This window comes from Streptomyces sp. MAR4 CNX-425 (assembly GCF_048656465.1).
Classification (GTDB): Bacteria; Actinomycetota; Actinomycetes; order Streptomycetales; family Streptomycetaceae; genus Streptomyces.
In genome coordinates this window covers 748737-766101 of record NZ_JBMDLF010000001.1, presented here as the reverse complement: position 1 = coordinate 766101, position 17365 = coordinate 748737, and the positions used below count along the sequence as shown (strand labels likewise).

General features: G+C 75.2%; 13 protein-coding genes, 1 other RNA gene and 3 pseudogenes. 7 read left to right on the top strand and 10 right to left on the bottom strand.

Annotation, left to right across the window (positions count from 1 at the left end; translation table 11 throughout):
• Positions 1 to 38: 38 nt before the first annotated feature.
• A pseudogene (locus tag ACHZ99_RS03330) lies at positions 39 to 257 on the top strand (hypothetical protein); the annotation flags it as partial.
• Here the strand turns inward: ACHZ99_RS03330 and ACHZ99_RS03325 are convergent.
• From ACHZ99_RS03325 to ACHZ99_RS03305, 5 genes and pseudogenes are all read right to left on the bottom strand, one after another.
• Positions 258 to 680, bottom strand: coding sequence for a hypothetical protein (locus tag ACHZ99_RS03325; protein WP_420302773.1), 423 nt, complete (start codon positions 678 to 680; stop codon positions 258 to 260). It abuts the pseudogene before it with no gap.
• Positions 681 to 759: 79 nt separating this feature from the next.
• Positions 760 to 1139: pseudogene (locus tag ACHZ99_RS03320) on the bottom strand (transposase); the annotation flags it as partial.
• A 43-nt stretch (positions 1140 to 1182) separates the two neighbouring features.
• Positions 1183 to 1584: RNase P RNA component class A (gene rnpB / locus ACHZ99_RS03315), an RNA gene on the bottom strand.
• A 131-nt stretch (positions 1585 to 1715) separates the two neighbouring features.
• Positions 1716 to 2432, bottom strand: a pseudogene (locus ACHZ99_RS03310) (DMT family transporter); the annotation flags it as partial.
• Between the two features lie 118 nt (positions 2433 to 2550).
• Positions 2551 to 3384, bottom strand: a complete 834-nt coding sequence (locus ACHZ99_RS03305) for an AraC family ligand binding domain-containing protein (RefSeq protein WP_420302772.1) — start codon at positions 3382 to 3384, stop codon at positions 2551 to 2553.
• Positions 3385 to 3452: 68 nt separating this feature from the next.
• Between ACHZ99_RS03305 and ACHZ99_RS03300 the strand changes: the two genes are divergently transcribed.
• The 3 genes from ACHZ99_RS03300 to ACHZ99_RS03290 are packed head-to-tail and all read left to right on the top strand — an operon-like array spanning position 3453 to position 6856.
• The gene (locus ACHZ99_RS03300) at positions 3453 to 4952 is read left to right on the top strand and encodes a pyridoxal-dependent decarboxylase (RefSeq protein ID WP_420302771.1); all 1500 of its coding nucleotides are present in this window, start codon (positions 3453 to 3455) and stop codon (positions 4950 to 4952) included.
• 48 nt (positions 4953 to 5000) lie between these two features.
• Complete coding sequence (locus tag ACHZ99_RS03295) at positions 5001 to 5882, top strand: MerR family transcriptional regulator (protein WP_420302770.1); 882 nt, start codon at positions 5001 to 5003, stop codon at positions 5880 to 5882.
• A complete protein-coding gene (locus tag ACHZ99_RS03290; RefSeq protein ID WP_420302769.1) occupies positions 5879 to 6856 on the top strand; it encodes a hypothetical protein in 978 nt (325 codons plus the stop codon). Before ACHZ99_RS03295 ends, ACHZ99_RS03290 begins: the two co-directional genes overlap by 4 nt.
• Here ACHZ99_RS03290 and ACHZ99_RS03285 read toward each other — a convergent pair.
• A complete protein-coding gene (locus tag ACHZ99_RS03285) occupies positions 6840 to 8579 on the bottom strand; it encodes a ribonuclease catalytic domain-containing protein (protein ID WP_420302768.1) in 1740 nt (579 codons plus the stop codon). The two genes, ACHZ99_RS03290 and ACHZ99_RS03285, sit on opposite strands and share 17 nt — an antisense overlap.
• Positions 8580 to 8650: 71 nt before the next feature.
• Entirely contained in the window at positions 8651 to 9196 is a 546-nt protein-coding gene (locus ACHZ99_RS03280; protein ID WP_420302767.1) for an MOSC domain-containing protein, read from the bottom strand.
• A 154-nt stretch (positions 9197 to 9350) separates the two neighbouring features.
• On the opposite strand from ACHZ99_RS03280, the gene leuE reads away from it, so the two are divergent.
• Positions 9351 to 10043 carry a leucine efflux protein LeuE gene (gene leuE / locus ACHZ99_RS03275; RefSeq protein WP_420302766.1) on the top strand — a complete coding sequence of 231 codons (693 nt, stop codon included), beginning with the start codon at positions 9351 to 9353 and terminating at the stop codon, positions 10041 to 10043.
• A gap of 134 nt (positions 10044 to 10177) precedes the next feature.
• Here leuE and ACHZ99_RS03270 read toward each other — a convergent pair whose 3' ends face one another.
• Together ACHZ99_RS03270 and ACHZ99_RS03265 are read right to left on the bottom strand one after the other, a co-directional pair.
• Positions 10178 to 11335: a beta-1,3-glucanase family protein gene (locus tag ACHZ99_RS03270; protein ID WP_420302765.1), complete on the bottom strand. Its 1158-nt coding sequence runs from the start codon at positions 11333 to 11335 to the stop codon at positions 10178 to 10180.
• Positions 11332 to 12285: a glycoside hydrolase family 16 protein gene (locus ACHZ99_RS03265; RefSeq protein ID WP_420302764.1), complete on the bottom strand. Its 954-nt coding sequence runs from the start codon at positions 12283 to 12285 to the stop codon at positions 11332 to 11334. The genes ACHZ99_RS03270 and ACHZ99_RS03265 overlap by 4 nt, the downstream gene beginning before the upstream one ends.
• Positions 12286 to 12429: 144 nt before the next feature.
• Between ACHZ99_RS03265 and ACHZ99_RS03260 the strand changes: the two genes are divergently transcribed.
• A complete protein-coding gene (locus ACHZ99_RS03260; RefSeq protein WP_420302763.1) occupies positions 12430 to 13479 on the top strand; it encodes a LacI family DNA-binding transcriptional regulator in 1050 nt (349 codons plus the stop codon).
• A 27-nt stretch (positions 13480 to 13506) separates the two neighbouring features.
• Here ACHZ99_RS03260 and ACHZ99_RS03255 read toward each other — a convergent pair whose 3' ends face one another.
• The gene (locus tag ACHZ99_RS03255) at positions 13507 to 13983 is read right to left on the bottom strand and encodes a DUF3574 domain-containing protein (protein ID WP_420302762.1); all 477 of its coding nucleotides are present in this window, start codon (positions 13981 to 13983) and stop codon (positions 13507 to 13509) included.
• A 129-nt stretch (positions 13984 to 14112) separates the two neighbouring features.
• Here ACHZ99_RS03255 and ACHZ99_RS03250 point away from each other — a divergent pair, with 129 nt between their 5' ends.
• Positions 14113 to 15312, top strand: a complete 1200-nt coding sequence (locus ACHZ99_RS03250) for a hypothetical protein (RefSeq protein ID WP_420302761.1) — start codon at positions 14113 to 14115, stop codon at positions 15310 to 15312.
• The last annotated feature ends 2053 nt before the right edge of the window (positions 15313 to 17365 follow it).

Below are 17365 nucleotides of genomic sequence, written 5' to 3'. Positions count from 1 at the left end.
ACCGATCGGGCGGCTTGCGATGAAAAAGCGAGGATTTCCGCGGGCCGTGGGCCTGTCAGGACGTACGCGACAAGGGGCCGGGCCGCTACGAGCTGTGGAACCCGGTCGTCGGCGAACTGCACCTGGGTTCGCGATCCTGCACGCCTCCGGGGGCGAGGAGCAGGTCCTCGTCAGCTGTCGCCCCCGTCCCCACGACGGGGTCGGAGGGCTCCACTGCACCATCCCTGTGCCCCAGGACAGCGGAGCCCTGCCGGTGATCAGACGGCAGGCCGCTGGCCGGTGAGGGCCCCGATGAACTGGTCCATCTCGGAACGCCAGTAACGGGCGACGTTGAGCCGGGTCGGCTGCGCCTCCCCCGGTATCTGGAACCGGAACGAACTCCACATCGCGCCGCGATTGACCTCGCTGATGAGCCCGCCGGCTTCTGCCAGCGGCACCGTGAACGCCAGCTCCTTGGGCCGGCTGCTGACCCGCCCCGCCTTGTGGAACACCACGGCCTGCTTCGTCACCGTCACGAAGTAGTACTTGACGAGCAGCTGGCCGAGGACGCCCAGGCTGTTCATCAGCCAAGGGCTTGGACCAGTCATGGTGTGGATGGTGACCACAGGCTGGTCACCCGGGTTGATCTGCGCGATGGCCTGAGCAACCTGCTCCTGCATGGTCGACTTACGGATGGCCAAGGTCGCCTCCTTATCGGGTCGATGGGATCCCCCCCCCGCTGCGAGAGAGCGAGGAGCAGCCTAGTCATACACCGCGGGTTCAGGGGCGGTTGGGCCAGGAGACGGCAGATGCACGCCAACGCGAGGAGTTCGAGGGCGAGGACGGTGACCGTACGGCGGTCCTGGTCCATACGAACGGCTTGGGGTCCTTGTTCCACTCGTTGATCCAGCGGCGGATGTCGCGTTCACGTGCGGTGACGCTGCGGTGGGCCGAGCAGCGGAGTTTGCGGCAGGCCGGCTCGGCGAACCAGCGCTCGACGAGGTTCAGCCAGGACGCGGAGGCGGGGGTGAAGTACAGGTGGAAGCGCGGGTGTCGCGCAGCCACTTCTTGACCGGTTCGGTCCTGTGGGTGGCGTAGTCGTCCAGGAACAGACGCAGGTCAAGGTCCTTCGGGACGGCCGCGCCGATGGTCTTGAGAAAACAGCCCCGACCCCGGTAAACGCCCAGGTCGGGGCCGTGGGGGCGGACGAGTCGGCCTGTACGCCGGGTTCTGTCTCCCGGGGGCCTTGCGGTCCGCGGGGAGGCGGTCATCCATCTGGGACCGGTGTTGCCACCGGCCTCGTGCGGTCTACCCGCGGACTCGGGCGGGCCGCCCTCGGTCGTCCGCGCAGGGCCGCTTCCGTGGCCCCTCTTGACCTTGCTCCGGGTGGGGTTTACCTAGCCGCCCGGGTCACCCCGGGCGCTGGTGGTCTCTTACACCGCCGTTTCACCCTTACCGGGGGCTGGCCGCCCCCGGCGGTCTGTTTTCTGTGGCACTGTCCCGCGGGTCACCCCGGGTGGGTGTTACCCACCACCCTGCCCTGTGGAGCCCGGACGTTCCTCGGCGACCCCTGGGTGGGATCGACGCGACCGCCCGGCCGGCTCGTCCGCCGTGGGGCCCATGGTAGCCGCCGCGACCGGCTCCCCGTCGCCGCGCGGTGGCGAGGTGGCGGCGGTGGCCAGGAAGGAGCCGGCCAGGATGAGGACGAAGGCCGCGGCGAACGAGCCGGTCAGGGGCTCGTCGAGGAAGGCGACGCCCGCGGCGACCGCCACCGCCGGGTTCACGTACGTGAAGACCACCGCGCGCGTCGGGCCCACCTCGCGGATCAGCTCCAGGAAGACCACGAACGCCAGCGCCGTGCACAGCACCCCGAGGCCGGCGAGGGAGGCCAGGACCTTGCCCGAGGGGGTCGTGTCGGGCCAGGAGGCGATGCCGGCGGGGGCGTAGACGAGGGCGGCCAGCAGCAGGCAGGGGGCGATGAGCTGGAGCGTCGGTACGTCCTTGAGCCGGCGGGCGATGATCAGCGGGGCGGTGGCGTAGCCGAGGGCGGTGAGCATGACCTCGGTGATCGCCCACGCCGACCCGCCGCTCAGCTCCGGCGCCGCCAGCACCGCGACGCCGGCGAGCCCCAGCGCCAGGCCCAGCCAGCGGCGGCGGCCCAGGCGCTCCTCGTCGCCGAGGAGCCGGGCGAGGATCACGCCGATCGTCGGCACCGCGGCGATCAGCAGGCCGGCCATGGCGCTGGACAGCTTCCGCTCGGCGTCGGTCAGGGTCCACCACGGGCCGATGATCTCGATGCAGGCGAACGCCAGCATCGGCGCCCAGTGGGTTCGTACGGTACGGACCAGCCCGCCGCCGCGCAGCGCGAGCGGCAGCAGGACGAGCGCGCCCAGCGCGCACCGTACGAAGACCACCCCCGACGGCGGCACCGCGTCCACCGCCACCTTGATCATCAGATACGGGACTCCCCAGATGACGCCCATGAGGAGGAAGAGAACCCAGCCGCGTGCAGTCATGCCCGCCAGCGTCCGCGCCCCGGCGGGTGGTTGTCTTGAATGCGGTTGCGCGCCCTCACGGGCGCACGCCGCGGCGGTACGCCGCCGGGGTCGCCCCCAGCACCCGCCGGAACCAGCGCGTCAGGTGCGCCTGGTCCGCGAACCCCACCAGCCCCGCCACCTCCGCCGGCCGGTGCCCGGCCTCCAGCAGCCCGCGCGCCCGTTCCACCCGGTGCTGCGCCAGCCAGGCGTACGGCGGCATGCCCGTCGCGTCCCGGAACGCCCGCAGCACCTGGTACCGGGAGAGCCCGAGGTCGACGCCGATCGCCGCCAGCGACGGCGGGTCCGTCAGCTCGTCCGCCAGCCGGTCCCGTACCGCGCGGGCGACGCCGCCGCCCAGCGCGGCGGTGGCGGCCGGGCGGGCGCGGCCGTGGCGGCAGGCGAGGGCGGTGAGCAGCCACGGCAGCCGCGACTCGGCCTCCAGCGGCTCCACGCCGCGGTCCACCGCGGTGTGCAGGGCGCGCAGCGCGGCGGCCAGGCCCGGGTCGTCGATGACGGGGTCGGCGAAGTGCGCGTCGGTGCAGGCGCCGTCGGTGAGCAGCGCCATGGACGGGTAGAACGCCCGGTAGCCGTATCCGCCGTCGCCCTCCGGGCCGCCGGTGTGGGCCTCGCCGGGGCCGAGGACGACGATGCTGCCGGGGCGCGCCCGGATGCGTTCGCCGCGGTAGTCGATGACCTCGGCGCCGTGCGTGCAGATGCCGACGGCGAACTCGGGGTGGGCGTGCGGCGCGTAGCGGTGGGCGGTGAAGGACGCCGTCATCAGGTACAGGGGGGAGTGGTCCGGGCCCAGCGGCAGCCGCGTCCAGCGCGCGTACTCCTCGGGGCCCCGCGCCTCCCCCCTGCCGCTCATGCCCCGCATTGTGCGCGACGCCGCACCGCCCTTGCCAGCGGGATTCGGCATCTGCCTACGATGCGCGGATGCCGGAGCGAGACCTGTCCCCCGAAGAGTTCCGCGAGCTGGGCCACGCCTACGTCGACTGGATAGCCGACTACCGCGCCCGCGTCGGTGAGCTGCCCGTGCTGCCGGGCGTCGCGCCCGGCTGGGTCCGCGAGCGGCTGCCCGCGGAGCTGCCGGAGGAGGGCGAGCCGCTGACGGCGGTGCTGGCGGACATGGACCGGGTCGTCGTGCCCGCCACCACGCACTGGCAGCACCCCGGCTTCTTCGCGTACTTCCCCGCCAACGCCTCCCTCGCCTCCCTCCTCGGCGACATGCTCTCCACCGGCCTCGGCTCCCAGGGCATGCTCTGGTCGACGTCCCCCGCCGCGACCGAGTTGGAGCAGCACCTCCTCGACCGGATCGCCGACGCCACCGGCCTGCCCGCCGCGTTCACCTTCGCCGGCGGTGGCGGCGGCGTCATCCAGGACTCGGCATCGTCGTCCTCGCTGGTGGCGCTGCTCGCCGCGCTGCACCGGACCTCCGGCGGCGCGTGGCGGACGGCCGGGCGCGACGGGCGCGAGGTGCTGTACGTGTCCGCGCAGACGCATTCCTCGCTGGAGAAGGCGGCGATCGCGGCGGGCCTGGGCGCGGACGCCGTACGGACCGTGGCGGCCGGCACCGACGGGCAGGCGATGTCGGCGGAGGCGCTGGCCGCGGCCGTACGCGAGGACGTGGCCGCCGGCCGCCGCCCGGTGATGGTGTGCGCGACGATCGGCACCACCGGCACCGGCGCCGTCGACCCGGTGCGCGAGATCGCGGCGGTCTGCGCCGAGCACGGCGTCTGGCTGCACGTGGACGCCGCGTGGGCCGGCGCCGCCGCGTTCTGCCCCGAGCACCGCGGGCTCTTCGACGGCGCCGGGCTGGCGGACTCGTACAGCACCGACGGGCACAAGTGGCTGCTCACCGCCTTCGACTGCAACCTCTTCTGGACCCGCGACCCCGCCACCCTCACCGGCGCCCTGACCGTGCTGCCGGAGTACCTGCGCAACGCCGCCAGCGAGTCCGGCGCCGTCGTCGACTACCGCGACTGGCACCTGCCGCTGGGCCGTCGCTTCCGCGCGCTGAAGCTGTGGACGGTGCTGCGCCGCTTCGGCCTCGCGGGCATCCGGGCGCACGTGCGCCGGCACGTGGAGCTGGCCGCCGGGCTGGAGGCGTGGGCGGCGGCCGACGCGCGCTTCGCGCTCGGGCCGCCGCGGAGCCTGGCGCTGGTCTGCCTGTACGTCGCCACCGGCCGCGGCACCGACGCCGACACCGCCGCGGCAATCGCCGCGGACAACGCAGCCACGAAGGCGGTGCTGGAGCGGGTCAACGCCGGCGGGCGCTCGTACGTCACGCACACCGTGGCCGACGGCCGGTACCTGCTGCGGGTGGCGGTCGGCGGGCTGGAGACGGAGGAGCGGCACGTGCGGGCGCTGTGGGACGACCTGTGCGCGGCGGCGGACGCCGTGGCCGGTGCGGAGGCCCCCGCCGGCGCCGGCTGAGCGCGCGTCGCTTGACCTTGTCGCGACGTCAACGTTTCTACTGAGGCCATGCGTATCGGAGAGCTCGCCGCGCTCGCCGGGGTCACCACCCGCACGGTGCGGCATTACCACCGCATCGGGCTGCTGCCCGAGCCCGCCCGCCGGGCCAACGGCTACCGCGCCTACACCCTCCGCGACGTCGTCGAGCTGGCCCGCGTCCGCCGCCTCACCGAGCTGGGCCTCGCCCTGGACGAGGTCCGCGACGTGCTCGCCGACGACGCCGGCAAGGAGCTGCACGAGATCCTCGCCGAGCTGGACGCCGACCTCGCCCGCCAGGAGGACGCGCTCCACCGGCGCCGCGCCCGCCTCGCCGAGCTGCTGCGGCAGGCGGAGCGCGGCGGGCTGACCGCCGAGGCGCCGGTGTCGCCGGAGCTGGCGGCGGTGTTCGCCGACATGTCCCGCGCGTCCGCCCGGCGCGGCGCCCCGGAGCCGGTGAGCGCGGTCCGGGAGCGGGAGCTGCTCGCGCTGCTGGAGACCACCGCGGACGAGGGCCACCGGGGCTGGCTGGCCGGGCTGATGCACGCGCTCAGCGCGGACCCGGAGGCGATGACGCGGGCGTACGACATCTACGCCCGGCTCGACGAGCTGGCCGGCGCCGAAGCCACCGACCCGCGCGTCGAGGAACTGGCGCACGACCTGCTCGCGGCCATGCCCGAGGAGGCGCTGCGGCTCGCCACCGCGGGCGCGGGCGGGGACACGGCGGCGTACGGGAACGGGGAAGGCGGGGAAGACGCGGGCGCCTTCGCGGAGGCGTTCTTCGCGGACTTCCCTCCGGCGCAGGCCGCGGTCATGCGCCGGGCGATGGCCCTGCTCGGAGAGCGGACGGGCGGGGCCGGCGAGGCGGGCGGGGCCGGGCGCACGGACCGGCGGCGCGGGGAGAGCGCGTCGTGAACGCGCTGCGCCGCACGGTCCGCTGGGCCCTGGCCTCGCTCGTACCCGGCGAGCTGGTGCTCGTGCTCTGCCTCGTCTCGGGCGTACGGATCCCGGCCACCGTCCTGCGCGCCGTCGAGGTCGCCGTCCTGCTGGTCACCGCGGCGCTGGCCACGCTGCTCGCCGCCGACTACCGCCGCCACCGCGGCGCCGGTCTGGCGCGCCGCGCCGCCGGTGCGGCGGCCGTACGGGACGGGGTCCCTCCCGCCGTGCGGAGGCTCGCCGTGCACGAGGTGAAGCTCTTCGCCGCCACCCTGCGCTGGCTCGCCCGCCGCCCGAAGCACGGCGTCGGCCCCGGTGACCTGGCCGTCGCGTACGCCCCGGGGCAGGCGTTCACGTTCTACGGCTTCCTCTTCGTCTCGGTGGTCGAGACCGTGGCGCTCGCCCTCGTCATCCCCTGGCCGGTGGTGCACGCCGTGGTGCTGGTCCTGGACGTCTGGGGCATCTACTTCATCCTCGCGCTCCAGGCGGCGTGCGTGGTCCGGCCGCACGTCGTCGGCGCGGACGGCTCGCTGCGCGTGCGGTACGGGGTCCTGCTGGACATCCCCGTACCGGCCGGGCTGATCGCGAACGCCCGGCTGGAGCGGCGCTTCCCGGACGGCGGCGGGCTGCTGCGGCTGGCCGGGGACGGGACGGCCGACCTGGCGGTCGGCGGGCAGACGACGGTGACCGTGGAGCTGACGGAGCCGGTGCGGTTCGTACGGCCGCTGGGCCGGCCGGGGGAGGCGCGGGTGCTGCGGTTCTACGCGGAGGACCCGCGGCCGGTGGTGGCGGCGCTGCGGGAGGCGCGCGCGGCGCGCGAGGCGGCGGGGGAGCCGGCACCGGGGGAGGGGCAGGAACCCGTACCGGGGGAGGGGCAGGGGGCGGCGCCGGAACAGGGTGCGGGGCCGGGGGAGGGGCGCGGGGCGCCGCCGCCGCTCACGGCGCCGGCGTGAAGCGCACCGGCGACACCCCGGGCTCCGCCGCCGTGAGCCGCACCCGCAGCCGGTGCCCGAGCGGCAGCGGCTCCGCGGCCGCGGAGTCCGGCCCGTCCGTGTCCGGCCCGGCCGGGGAGCCGGCGGAGTCCGCGGCGTGCGGCGGGACCACGGCGCCGGAGGCGCGCGCCGCGCCGCCCGCGCCGGAGCCGCCGGCCTGGCGGCCCGCCCCGGCCTCGCGGCCTGTGCCCGCCGCATCGGCTTCGCCGCCTGCGCCCGAGACGCCCGCCTTGCGGTCCGCGCCGGCTTCGCCGCTCGCGCCTGAGGCGCCCGCCGTGCCCGCCTCGCCGCCCGCGCCTACCGCGTCGCCCCTGGCCGCCTCGGCGCCCGCGGCGTCCACGCGGCCGATGACCGCCGGCTCGTAGAGCTGCACCGTGCCCCGCGTCGGCCGCCGCTCGTCCACCTCCACCACGTGCCCGTCGAAGACCTCCCCGATCCGCCCGCTCATGATCGCCGCCTCGACCAGGTCCACGCAGCCCCGCTCCAGCCGCCCCGCCCGCCGCGCCCCCTCCGCCATCAGCTCCGGGATCCCGCCGAGCGCCTCCCGCACCCACCCCGGGGCCGGCTCGCCGGCCACCGCCGCCAGGCACAGCTCTCCGGCGTACCGGTCGACCAGCCGCCGCAGCGGCGCCGTGCAGTGCGCGTACTTCTCGGCCACCGCCGCGTGCACCGCCGCCCGCCGCGCCGGCGGCGCGCCGTCGAAGACGGTGTAGCCGGCGCCGCGCAGCAGCGCGGTGCACTGCTGCAAGAACGCGGCGTGGTTGGCCATCTGCGGGTTGAGCGAGCGGAGCAGCTCGGGGTAGTCGAGGCCCTCGGGCCAGTCGACGTCCAGGGCGCGGGCCACCCGGTGCAGGTACGTCAGGGCGTCGCGGCGCGCGGGCGGCAGGGTGCGCAGCACGCCGGTGCCGGCGGCGAGCATCAGGTCCGCGGCGGCCATGCCGGTGAGCAGGGACAGCTGGGCGTTCCAGCCGTCCGCGGGCAGCGGGGCGCGGTACTCCAGCGTGTAGCCGCCGCCCCGCCGCACCACCTCCTGCTCCGGTATGCCCAGCGAGATCCCGCCGCGCTCGCGCTCCAGCTCCTCGCGCAGCAGCCCGACGTCGCGCAGCAGCGCGACCGGCTCCTCGGCCGTGCCCTCGTCGATGGCCTGCTGGACGCCGCCGTAGTCGAGCTGCGCCCGGCTGCGGACCAGCGCGCGGGCGACCCCGACCTCGGCGATCTGCCCGCTGGAGTCCAGGTCGATCTCCCAGAGCAGCGCGGGGGCGGTCTGGCCGGGCAGCAGGCTGGCGGCGCCCTCGGAGAGCTGCTCGGGGTGCAGGGGCACGCGGGTGTCGGGGAAGTACAGCGTGGTCACGCGGCGGCGCGCCTCGGCGTCGAGGGCCCCGCCGGGGACGACGAACGCGGCGACGTCGGCGATGGCGTAGCGGACCCGGAAGCCGCCGCCGCCCCGGCGGGCGAGGTGCACGGCCTGGTCGAGGTCGCGGGAGCCGGGCGGGTCGACGGTGTAGAACGGGATGTCGGTCGCGTCCCGCTCGGGCAGCCGGGGCGCCTTCGCGGCGCGGTCGGCCTCGGCGAGCACCTCGGGCGGGAACGCCGCGGGTACGTCCTCGTCGGCGCGGAGCCGGCGGAGGGCGGTGCGGAGGGGGGCGTCCTCGGCGTCGTCGGCGCGCAGAATGCGTTGTGGCACGCATATCACCCTAATTCGGACAGGCGCGTCGGGCGCGTCACCGCGGCCGGTCCGGGCGCCTCAGGGTGCGTTCAGACCTGCTGGAGCGGGCGGTGCGGCGCCTCGGGCAGCTCCACGGCGACCGGGTCCCCGGGACGTACCACACCGCCGGTCAGCACCACGCTCATCACGCCCGCCCTGCGCACCACATTCCCCGCCGCGTCCCGGTCCACGACCTGCTTCAGCAGCCCGTCCTGGAAGGCGTCTATCTGGACGCAGGGGTTGCGCAGCCCGGTGACCTCGACGACGGCCTCCCCGCCGAGGCGCAGCCGGGTGCCGGTGGGCAGGCCGAGCAGGTCCAGGCCGCGGGTGGTGACGTTCTCCCCCAGCTCTCCGGGGCGTACGGCAAAGCCCGCCGCGGCCAGCTCGGCGAACAGCTCCTCGTGGATGAGGTGGACCTGGCGCAGGTTCGGCTGGGAGGGGTCGCGGGCGACCCGGGAGCGGTGCTTGACGGTGACGCCGGCGTGCACGTCCCCTTCGACGCCGAGGCCGGCGAGCAGGGTGACGGACTCGCGGGGCGGCTTGTGGAAGGTGTACTCCCCGCTGCGGCAGACCGCCGCGACCGTGCCGATCTCCATACCGTACGGACCCCCCTGTGCCGTGACCGTCGATCTCCCACGAGCTTAACCGGCCGCACCGACAGCCGGACCCCGCGGGCCGCCGCGGTCCGGCATGCGGGATCACGGGTTAATGATTCGTCCGCGCCCGCGGGCGCGTGGGAGCCTGGCCCGCATGCTGGGAGTCACCGATCTGTCGACGTACCTCGCCGGGCTGGCCCTGATCATCCTGCTCCCCGGGCCCAACTCGCTCTACGTCGTCTCCGTCTCCGCCCGCCGCGGCGCCCGGGCCGGCTACCGCGCGGCCGGCGGCGTGATGTGCGGCGACATGGTGCTCATGGTGCTCTCCGCGGGCGGCGTGGCCTCGCTGCTCCAGGCCAGCCCGGCGGCGTTCGCCGTGGTCAAGTTCGCGGGCGCGGGCTATCTGACATGGCTGGCGGTCGGGATGCTGCGCGGGGCGTGGCGGATGTGGCGCGAGCGCGGGGCGCGGGCCGCCGCCCGCGCCGAGGCCGCGCAGGCGCCCGGAGGCGCGGAGCCGGCCGGCTCCGCGGCGGCGCGGGCGGAGATGGAGCGTCCGTACCGCCGGGCGTTCCTCGTCAGCCTGCTCAACCCGAAGGCGATCCTGTTCTTCGTCTCGTTCTTCGTGCAGTTCATCGATCCGGCCTACGCTCACCCGGAGCTGACGTTCGTCGTCCTGGCGGCCTGGGCGCAGCTGTTCAGCATCACGTACCTGACCGCCCTGATCTTCAGCGGCACCCGCCTCGCCGCGCTCTTCCGCCGCCGCCGGCGGCTGACGGCCGGGATGTCGGCCGCTGCGGGCACGGCGTTCCTCGGCTTCGCCGCCAAGCTGTCGATGAGCAGCGCGTAACGCGCGCGCGTACGCGCGTGCCGCCGCCCGAGGGCTGCCCGGCCCTGACCACCGGGCAGCCCCCCGGCACGCCGCGGGAACCGCGGCACCCGGGTGGCCGGCGGGCTCCCGCTGCCCCCCGCCGGCCCCGGGTGTCAGAAGGGCGTCAGCGTCAGCGTGAGCTGCCGCGGCGCCCGGTCCTCGATGTACGAGGCGAAGCCCGACACGTCGTCGAAGGCGAACCCGTACGCCCGGCCGTCCTCCGACACCTCGTGCATCACCCGTGCGTAGTGGTTTGAGATGCCGGTGCCGTAGAAGTGCGCGGCGTCCGCGACCGGCTGGTCGGCGTGGTCGCGCAGCGTGGTGCGGTTCAGCGCCGCGCCCAGGATCGCGGCGACCGGGCCGGTGGTGCCGTCGTTCGGGGCGGCGAGCGTCCCGTCGCAGAACAGCACGTCGCGGGTGGACGGCCGGTCGAAGGCCACGTCGGCGGGGCCGGTGAAGGACAGCCGGCCGCCGGCGACGCGGCCGGTGAAGGTGCCCGCGTTCGTGGTGACCTTGAGGTCCCTGCCCGCGTACGCCGACCAGACCTCGTCCACGTACCCGTCGAGATACCCCTTGTCGAACAGCCCGGCGTCCAGGCCGTGCCCGGGCGCGATGACCCGCAGCCCGTCCGCGTCCACCAGCCGCTCGAAGCCCTCGGTGCCGGCCAGGGCGTCGAACGCCTGCCGGCGGCCGCCCTCCTTGACCGTCCCCACCGTCTGGTCGGCCTCGCCCGTCAGGTGGATCGACATCGGCACGCTGAACATGTCGACCATGGTGGTGTTGCAGAACATGCCGGCGTCGTTGAGCGTGAACTCCATGCAGTCGTGGACGACCGGGTAGTTGGGGTCGGTGGACACCCAGCCCGCGGGGTACGCGAGCGCCGCGTTGCCGGCGCCGTCCGTGACCGCCTTCATCTTGAGCTTGCCGCCGAGGGCGACGTACAGGCGGCCGGACATGTTCGGGAGGGTCAGCGCCGTGCCGCCGCTGCCGGCGAAGGGGATGGCGTAGTCGGTGTAGCCGTCGGGGCCGTTGTCGTCGAGCGAGATGGGCGCCAGCGTCCCGTCCGGCGTGAGGCGGACCTGCCGGCCGCCCTCGTTGCCGACGACGTAGATGCTGATCGAGGAGTTCTCGTACGCCCCCGTCTTGTTGACGACGGTCACGTCGAGGGCCGCGGCGGCGCCGCCCGCCCGCGCCGCGGAGAGCACCAGGGGTGTCCCCGCGGCGGCGGACGCGACGGCCAGACCACCCAGCAGCCTGCGTCGCGATATCACTGGGCGGCACCTCCGGACTGTTCGACGGACACGTAGTCGACGACCATCGGCACGCCGGGCCGGGTGGCGTCGGTGGGGGTTGCGTGGCCGGCCACGCCGTCGGGGAAGGCGCCGCCCATGGCCACGTTGAGGAGGATGAAGTGGCCGTGGTGGGCGAGGTTCGCCCAGGTCCCGGCGCCGACCTGGTCGGCGTTGACGGAGTGGTACTGCTGGCCGTCCACGTACCAGCGCAGCTCCTCGACCGTTCCGGAGCGGTCCAGCTCCAGGGCGTACTCGTGGAAGCCGGACTGGCAGGTGCTGCCCGGGCAGGCGCGGGAGGCGCCGAGGCCGTTGTTCTCGTTGCACGGGCCGCCGGGCGCGGTGCCGCAGTGCAGGACGCCCCAGACGCTGTTCACGCCGTTGACGTTCTCCATGATGTCGAACTCGCCGATGCCCGGCCAGTTCCAGTAGTTGCCGCGGTAGGCGTCGCCGAGGGTCCAGAAGGCGGGCCAGTAGCCGAGGGCCTCCTCGCCGGAGACGTCCGGCATCTGGATCCGGGCCTCGATGCGCATGAGGCCGCCGGCGGGGGCGGCGAAGTCGGTGCGCCGGGTCTCGATCCGGGACGACGTCCAGCCGCCGGAGGCGTCGCGGCGCGGGGTGATGGTGAGGTGGCCGTCGCCGTCCCGCTGGAGGTTCTCGGGGCTGTCGGTGTACGTCTGGATCTCGCCGGTGCCCCAGTTGGCCGGGCCGCCGGGGTAGGACGTGCCGGTGTCGATGATCCAGTTCCCGGCGTCCGGCGGGGAGCCGGCGGCGCCGTCGAAGTCGTCGCGGAAGACCTCGGCCAGGGGCGCCGGGTCGCCGCCGCCGTCCTCGCCGGCGGTCGCGGAGGGCAGGGTCAGGGCGCTGACCGCGGCCAGCGCCGCGACCGCGCAGAGCAGGATTCTGCGCCACCGTCGTCGTGTTGCGTGCATGTCTGGCTGCTCCTCGGAGGTGTGGGGGATGAGGAGGTTCTCCCCTGTGGACGCGCCTGTTTGAGAGCGCTCTCAGGTTGTGGTGAGGCACACTGCCGAGTGTGCGGGCTACTGTCAAGGCCCACCGACCGAAGAGGAGTTGAGGTGTCCGGGAACCGCCCCACGCTGGAGGCCGTCGCCGCCCGCGCCGGAGTGTCACGGGCCACGGTGTCGCGCGTGGTCAACGGCGGCGCGGGGGTGCGCGAGACGCTGCGCGAGCGCGTCCACCGCGCCGTGGCCGAACTCGGCTACGTACCGAACCAGGCCGCGCGCACACTCGTCACCCGGCGCACCGGCGCGGTCGCCGTCGTCATCGCGGAGCCCGAGAGCCGGGTCTTCTCCGACCCGTTCTTCGCCCGGCAGCTCCGCGGCATCAGCGGGGCGCTGGCCGCCGCGGACACGCAGCTGGTGCTGCTGTACGTCGCCGGCCCGGAGGACTACCCGCGCATCGGCAGATTCCTGGCCGGCGGGCACGTGGACGGCGCCCTGATGTTCTCACTGCACCGCGACGACCCGCTGCCGGCCATGGCCGCGGCGGCGGGACTGCCGGTGGTCTACGGCGGCCGGCCCGGCTGGCCCGGGGCGGCGGGGGAGCCGGGGCCGCTGTTCGTGGACACCGACAACCGCGCGGGCGCGGAGCTGGCCGTACGGCACCTGCTGAGGCGGGGACGGCGGCGCATCGCGCACATCGCCGGGCCGCTGGACCAGACGTCGGCGGTGGACCGGCTGGCGGGCTACCGCGCGGCGCTCGCCGCGGAGGACGCGTACGACGCGGCGGAAAAGCCCTTCGAGCTGGTCGCCGAGGGCGACTTCACCCCGGCCGGCGGCGAGCGCGCCATGGCCGGGCTGCTCGCCCGCGCCCCCGACCTCGACGCCGTGTTCGCCGCCTCCGACCTCATGGCCACCGGCGCCCTGCGCACCCTGCGCGCCCACGGCCGCCGCGTCCCCGGCGACGTCGCGGTCGTCGGCTACGACGACCTGGAGCCGGCGACCTGGACGGAGCCGCCGCTGACGACGGTGCACCAGGACGTGGAGGGCATGGGCGGGGTGATGGCCCAGCTGCTGCTGGCCAGCCTGAGCGCCCCGGCCGGGGCGCGGGAGCGGCGGGAGCCGGTGGTGACGACGCCCTGGCTGGTCGTGCGGGAGTCCGGCTGAGGCGGGCCGGCGGCTTCTCGTGCCGGGTCAGAAGCCCGCGCGGGCCGGTTCGTCCACCCGGGCCACCGACTCCTGCGCGAACCGCGCGGTGTACGCGTCGCGGATCTCCTCGATGCGCCCGTCCCGCTCCTGCGCCTCGGCCCGCGGGTAGAGGAGGTAGACCTCGTAGGAGCGCTCCCGCTCGATCGTGCCGTGCCGGTCCCGGTACTGGCCCCGCACCTCGTCCACCGTCAGCCCCTGCGGGAAGCGCGGGGTGACCACCTCGTCCACGAACGCGCGGAACTGCCGGTCCGTGACGTCCGGGCCGCCGTCCGGGCGCACGGTGCCGAACATCAGGTGCGTCTGCACGTACGGGGCGAGGTCCGCGGCCTGCGACTGAGCGGCGACCGGCGGGACGGCGTCGCCGTCCGCGAGGGCCGCGGGGGCGGCGGCCGCCGCGGCGCCGGCGAGCGCCGCGGCGAGGGCGACGGCGGCGAGGCGGAGGCGTGGCTTCGTAAGGTTCACGACCGGGGAACGATCACGGGGGCCGAAAGTTGCGCGGCCGTTGTTTGCCGGTTGTTCGACTGCACCTCACCGACCGGTGGTCATGCCGTTGCAGAATCGGAGCCCCCTCCGGACGAGAAAGGCCCTTCCATGCAGGAAGAGCGCATCACCGCGCCCCCCACGGCCCCCGGCACGCGGCTGCTCCACATCGGCCCGCACAAGACGGGCACCACCGCCCTCCAGGGCGCCTTCCACCGGGCGCGCGGCACGGTGCGCGAGCACGGCGTCGTATACGCCGGGCCGGGCCGCCAGGCGAAGGACCCGGCGATCGCGATCGCCAGGAAGGACCCGACGGCGGAGGAGCGGGAGCCGTGGGAGGCATTCTGCACGGAGGCCGCCGAAGCCGGCGAGCTGCGGTTCTTCGCCAGCAGCGAGTTCTTCGCGACCGCGTCGGCCGAGGCCGCCCGGGCCGCGGTGAAGGAGCTGGGCGGCGACGGCGCCGACGTGCACGTCGTCGTGACGCTGCGCCCGCTGCGCAAGATCATGCCGTCGCACTGGCAGCAGTACGTCAAGCACGGCCTCTGCGAGTCGTACGACACCTGGCTCGACGCGATGCTGCGCCGCCCCCCGTACGAGGACCCGACCCCGGACTTCTGGCACATCCAGCGGCACGACGAGCTGATCGAGCGGTGGGCCGCGGCGGCGGGCGCGGAGAACACGACGGTGGTCGTGGTCGACGAGGCGGAGCCGCTGTGGCAGTTCCGCGTCTTCGAGCAGCTGCTCGACCTGCCCGAGGGCGTGCTGGAACCGGAGGAGCGGCACGGGAACTCCTCGCTCACGCAGAGCGAGGCGGAGCTGCTGTTGCAGCTCAACCGCAGGCTCCGGGACCGCAACTGGAGCAAGTGGCGGCAGGGCAAGGTGATACGCGAAGGCGTGGTCCCGCGCCTCCAGTCGTACGAACCGGCGCCCGACGAGCCCCGCATCACCACCCCGCCGTGGGCGGAGAAGGCGGTGGCGGAGGTCGCGGAGCGCGTGGTCGCGGGGATCGGCGCGGCGGGCGTACGGGTCGTCGGCGACCTCGACGCGCTGACCCGCCGGCCGAGCAGCGCGGCGGAGCCGGCGGCGCCGGCGGAGCCGCGGGAGATCCCCACGGAGGCGGCGACGGAGGCGGTGCTCGGCGGAATACTGGCGTCCGCCGCGCTGGCGGCGAAGCAGACGCCGCCGCGCGCGCCGTCCCCGGCGGTGCCGGAGGCGCGGGCGGCGCTGGAGGACCGGCCGGTGCGGAGCGTACCGGCGAAGGACCTGGTCCGGGAGGTGGCCCGCCGCGCGGTACGCAAGATGCGGGGGTGAGGACGGCGTCCGGGGGGCGGGGGAGCGGGGGTCGGGGGCCGGTGTCGGGGGTGGGGTAGGTGTCGGTGTCGGGCCGGGGCAGGTGTCGGGCCGGAGTAGGTGCCGGTGCCGGGGCAGGTGTCGATGTCGGTTCGGGGGCGGGGCCGGGGCAGGTGTCGATGTCGGTTCGGGGGCGGGGCCGGAGCAGGTGTCGACGTCGGTTCGGGGTCGGGGCAGGTGTCGGTTCGGGGTCGGTACCGGGGCAGGTATCGGTGTCGGTTCGGGGCCGGGCAGCGCCGGTGTCGGGGCCGGAGCAGGTGTTGGTTCGGGGCCGGGGCAGGTGCCGGGTGGTCAGCCCGAACCACCCGGGCCGTCGGGGAGGCGCCGAGCCGGTCCGCCAAGCGGCCGGCGATTTGTGATCGGCGGTTCGTGACCCACGTTCCCCGCACTCCCGCCCCAGGGTATGCCGCGCCTCTGACAACGCACCCTGCTCGCCAGCAGGTACGCAACGGGGTACGTCGCGGGTCCGCCGCCGTGCGCGGAGCAGCCCGGTTTCGGCGGGGCCGCGCCCGGCAACCGGCGCGCGCACGGTGAGACGGGGCGGCGGGAGCGGCACTGTGCAGGCAGCCGCCACCGGCGGACCGGCGCCGCCACCGGGGGGATCGGCGCCCCGGCGGCCCGGTGCCGCCAGCAGACCGGTGCCAGCGGACCGGCTCCCCGGCGGGCCGGTGCCGCCAGCGAGTCGGCGTCGTGGCGGGCCGGTGCCCCGGCGGGCCGGCGCCGTCTGCGGACCGGCGTCCCGGCAGCCCGCCGGGGGCGGTATCGGGATGGGCGTGTGGTCGTGGGTGTGGTGCGGCGACGTGGGTGTGGAGCATTGGGGCCCACCTCGACGGCTGGCCGGTTCCGCCTGGGTGACCGGCGTGGGGGGTGGTCGGCGATGGGTCGAAGTGATCGGCGGTTGGGCCCTCGTATCCCGCCGGGACCGTCCCCGGGGGCCGACGCCGGAGCGCGCGACGTGCGGCCAACGCCCGTACGGGCGTACGTCGGTGGGCGGAAGTGACGGTGACCCTTACCGGAAACCGAGATAAATCGCCCACGTGCCCGGACTTTCGCCCGTCGACGTGCGCGCGCCCGGGGCGAGGGGGTGCGGGACGCCCTTCCCGTGGGCCTGGGTGTAGGTGCACGTGAAGGTGCCGAACCTCCGGTAACGCCTTACGTGAAGTGGGGCAAATCGCCCACGAGGTCCGACTTTCGCGCATCGGTGTGTGTCGGCATCCGCCTGGGGCTTCCGGTCGGCCCCGGCCCCGGCCCGTCACCGGGCCTGCTCGTAGGCGGGGGCCGCACCCCGGTGCCGGGCCCGCCTCCGAACGCGGGAAGGTCCAGCGTCGGGCGTCACGAGGGTCGGGAGCCGATGCACGCCAGCGTGCGAAAGTCGCTGTCCTTGGGTGATTTGCACCGCTTTACGCGGTGCGTTACTGCGGGTTCGGCACCTTCGCGTGCGCCCAGGTCCAGGGGGCGGGGCGCGCGCACGTCGACGGGCGAAAGTCGGGGTGCGTGGGTGATTTGCGCCGGTTCTTGGCGGGAGTTGCGGTCGATATCGCCCACCGATGTGCACCCGTACGGCCGTTGGCCGCCCGTCGCGCGCTCCGGCGTCGGCCCCCGGGACGGTCCCGGCGGGATACGAGGGCCCAACCGCCGATCACTTCGACCCATCGCCGACCACCCCCCACGCCGGTCACCCAGGCGGAACCGGCCAGCCGTCGAGGTGGGCCCCAATGCTCCACACCCACGTCGCCGCACCACACCCACGACCACACGCCCACCCCGATGCCACCCCGCAGGACCTGGCCCACCCGGCGCCCTCACCCGGCAGCGGCGCCGTCTCCCCGCGACGCTGCGCCCGCCGGCGAGGGGCTCTGCCCGGTCGCGTAGGCCGACCCCGACCGGCGTCCGCTCGGCCTCGGTGGGTCACCCCGTCCGCGGCGGCCCCGCCGGACCCGGCCCACCCCACGCTCCTGCCCGGCAGCGGCGCCGCCACGCCACGACGCCGCGTCCACCGGCAAGCAGACCCGAC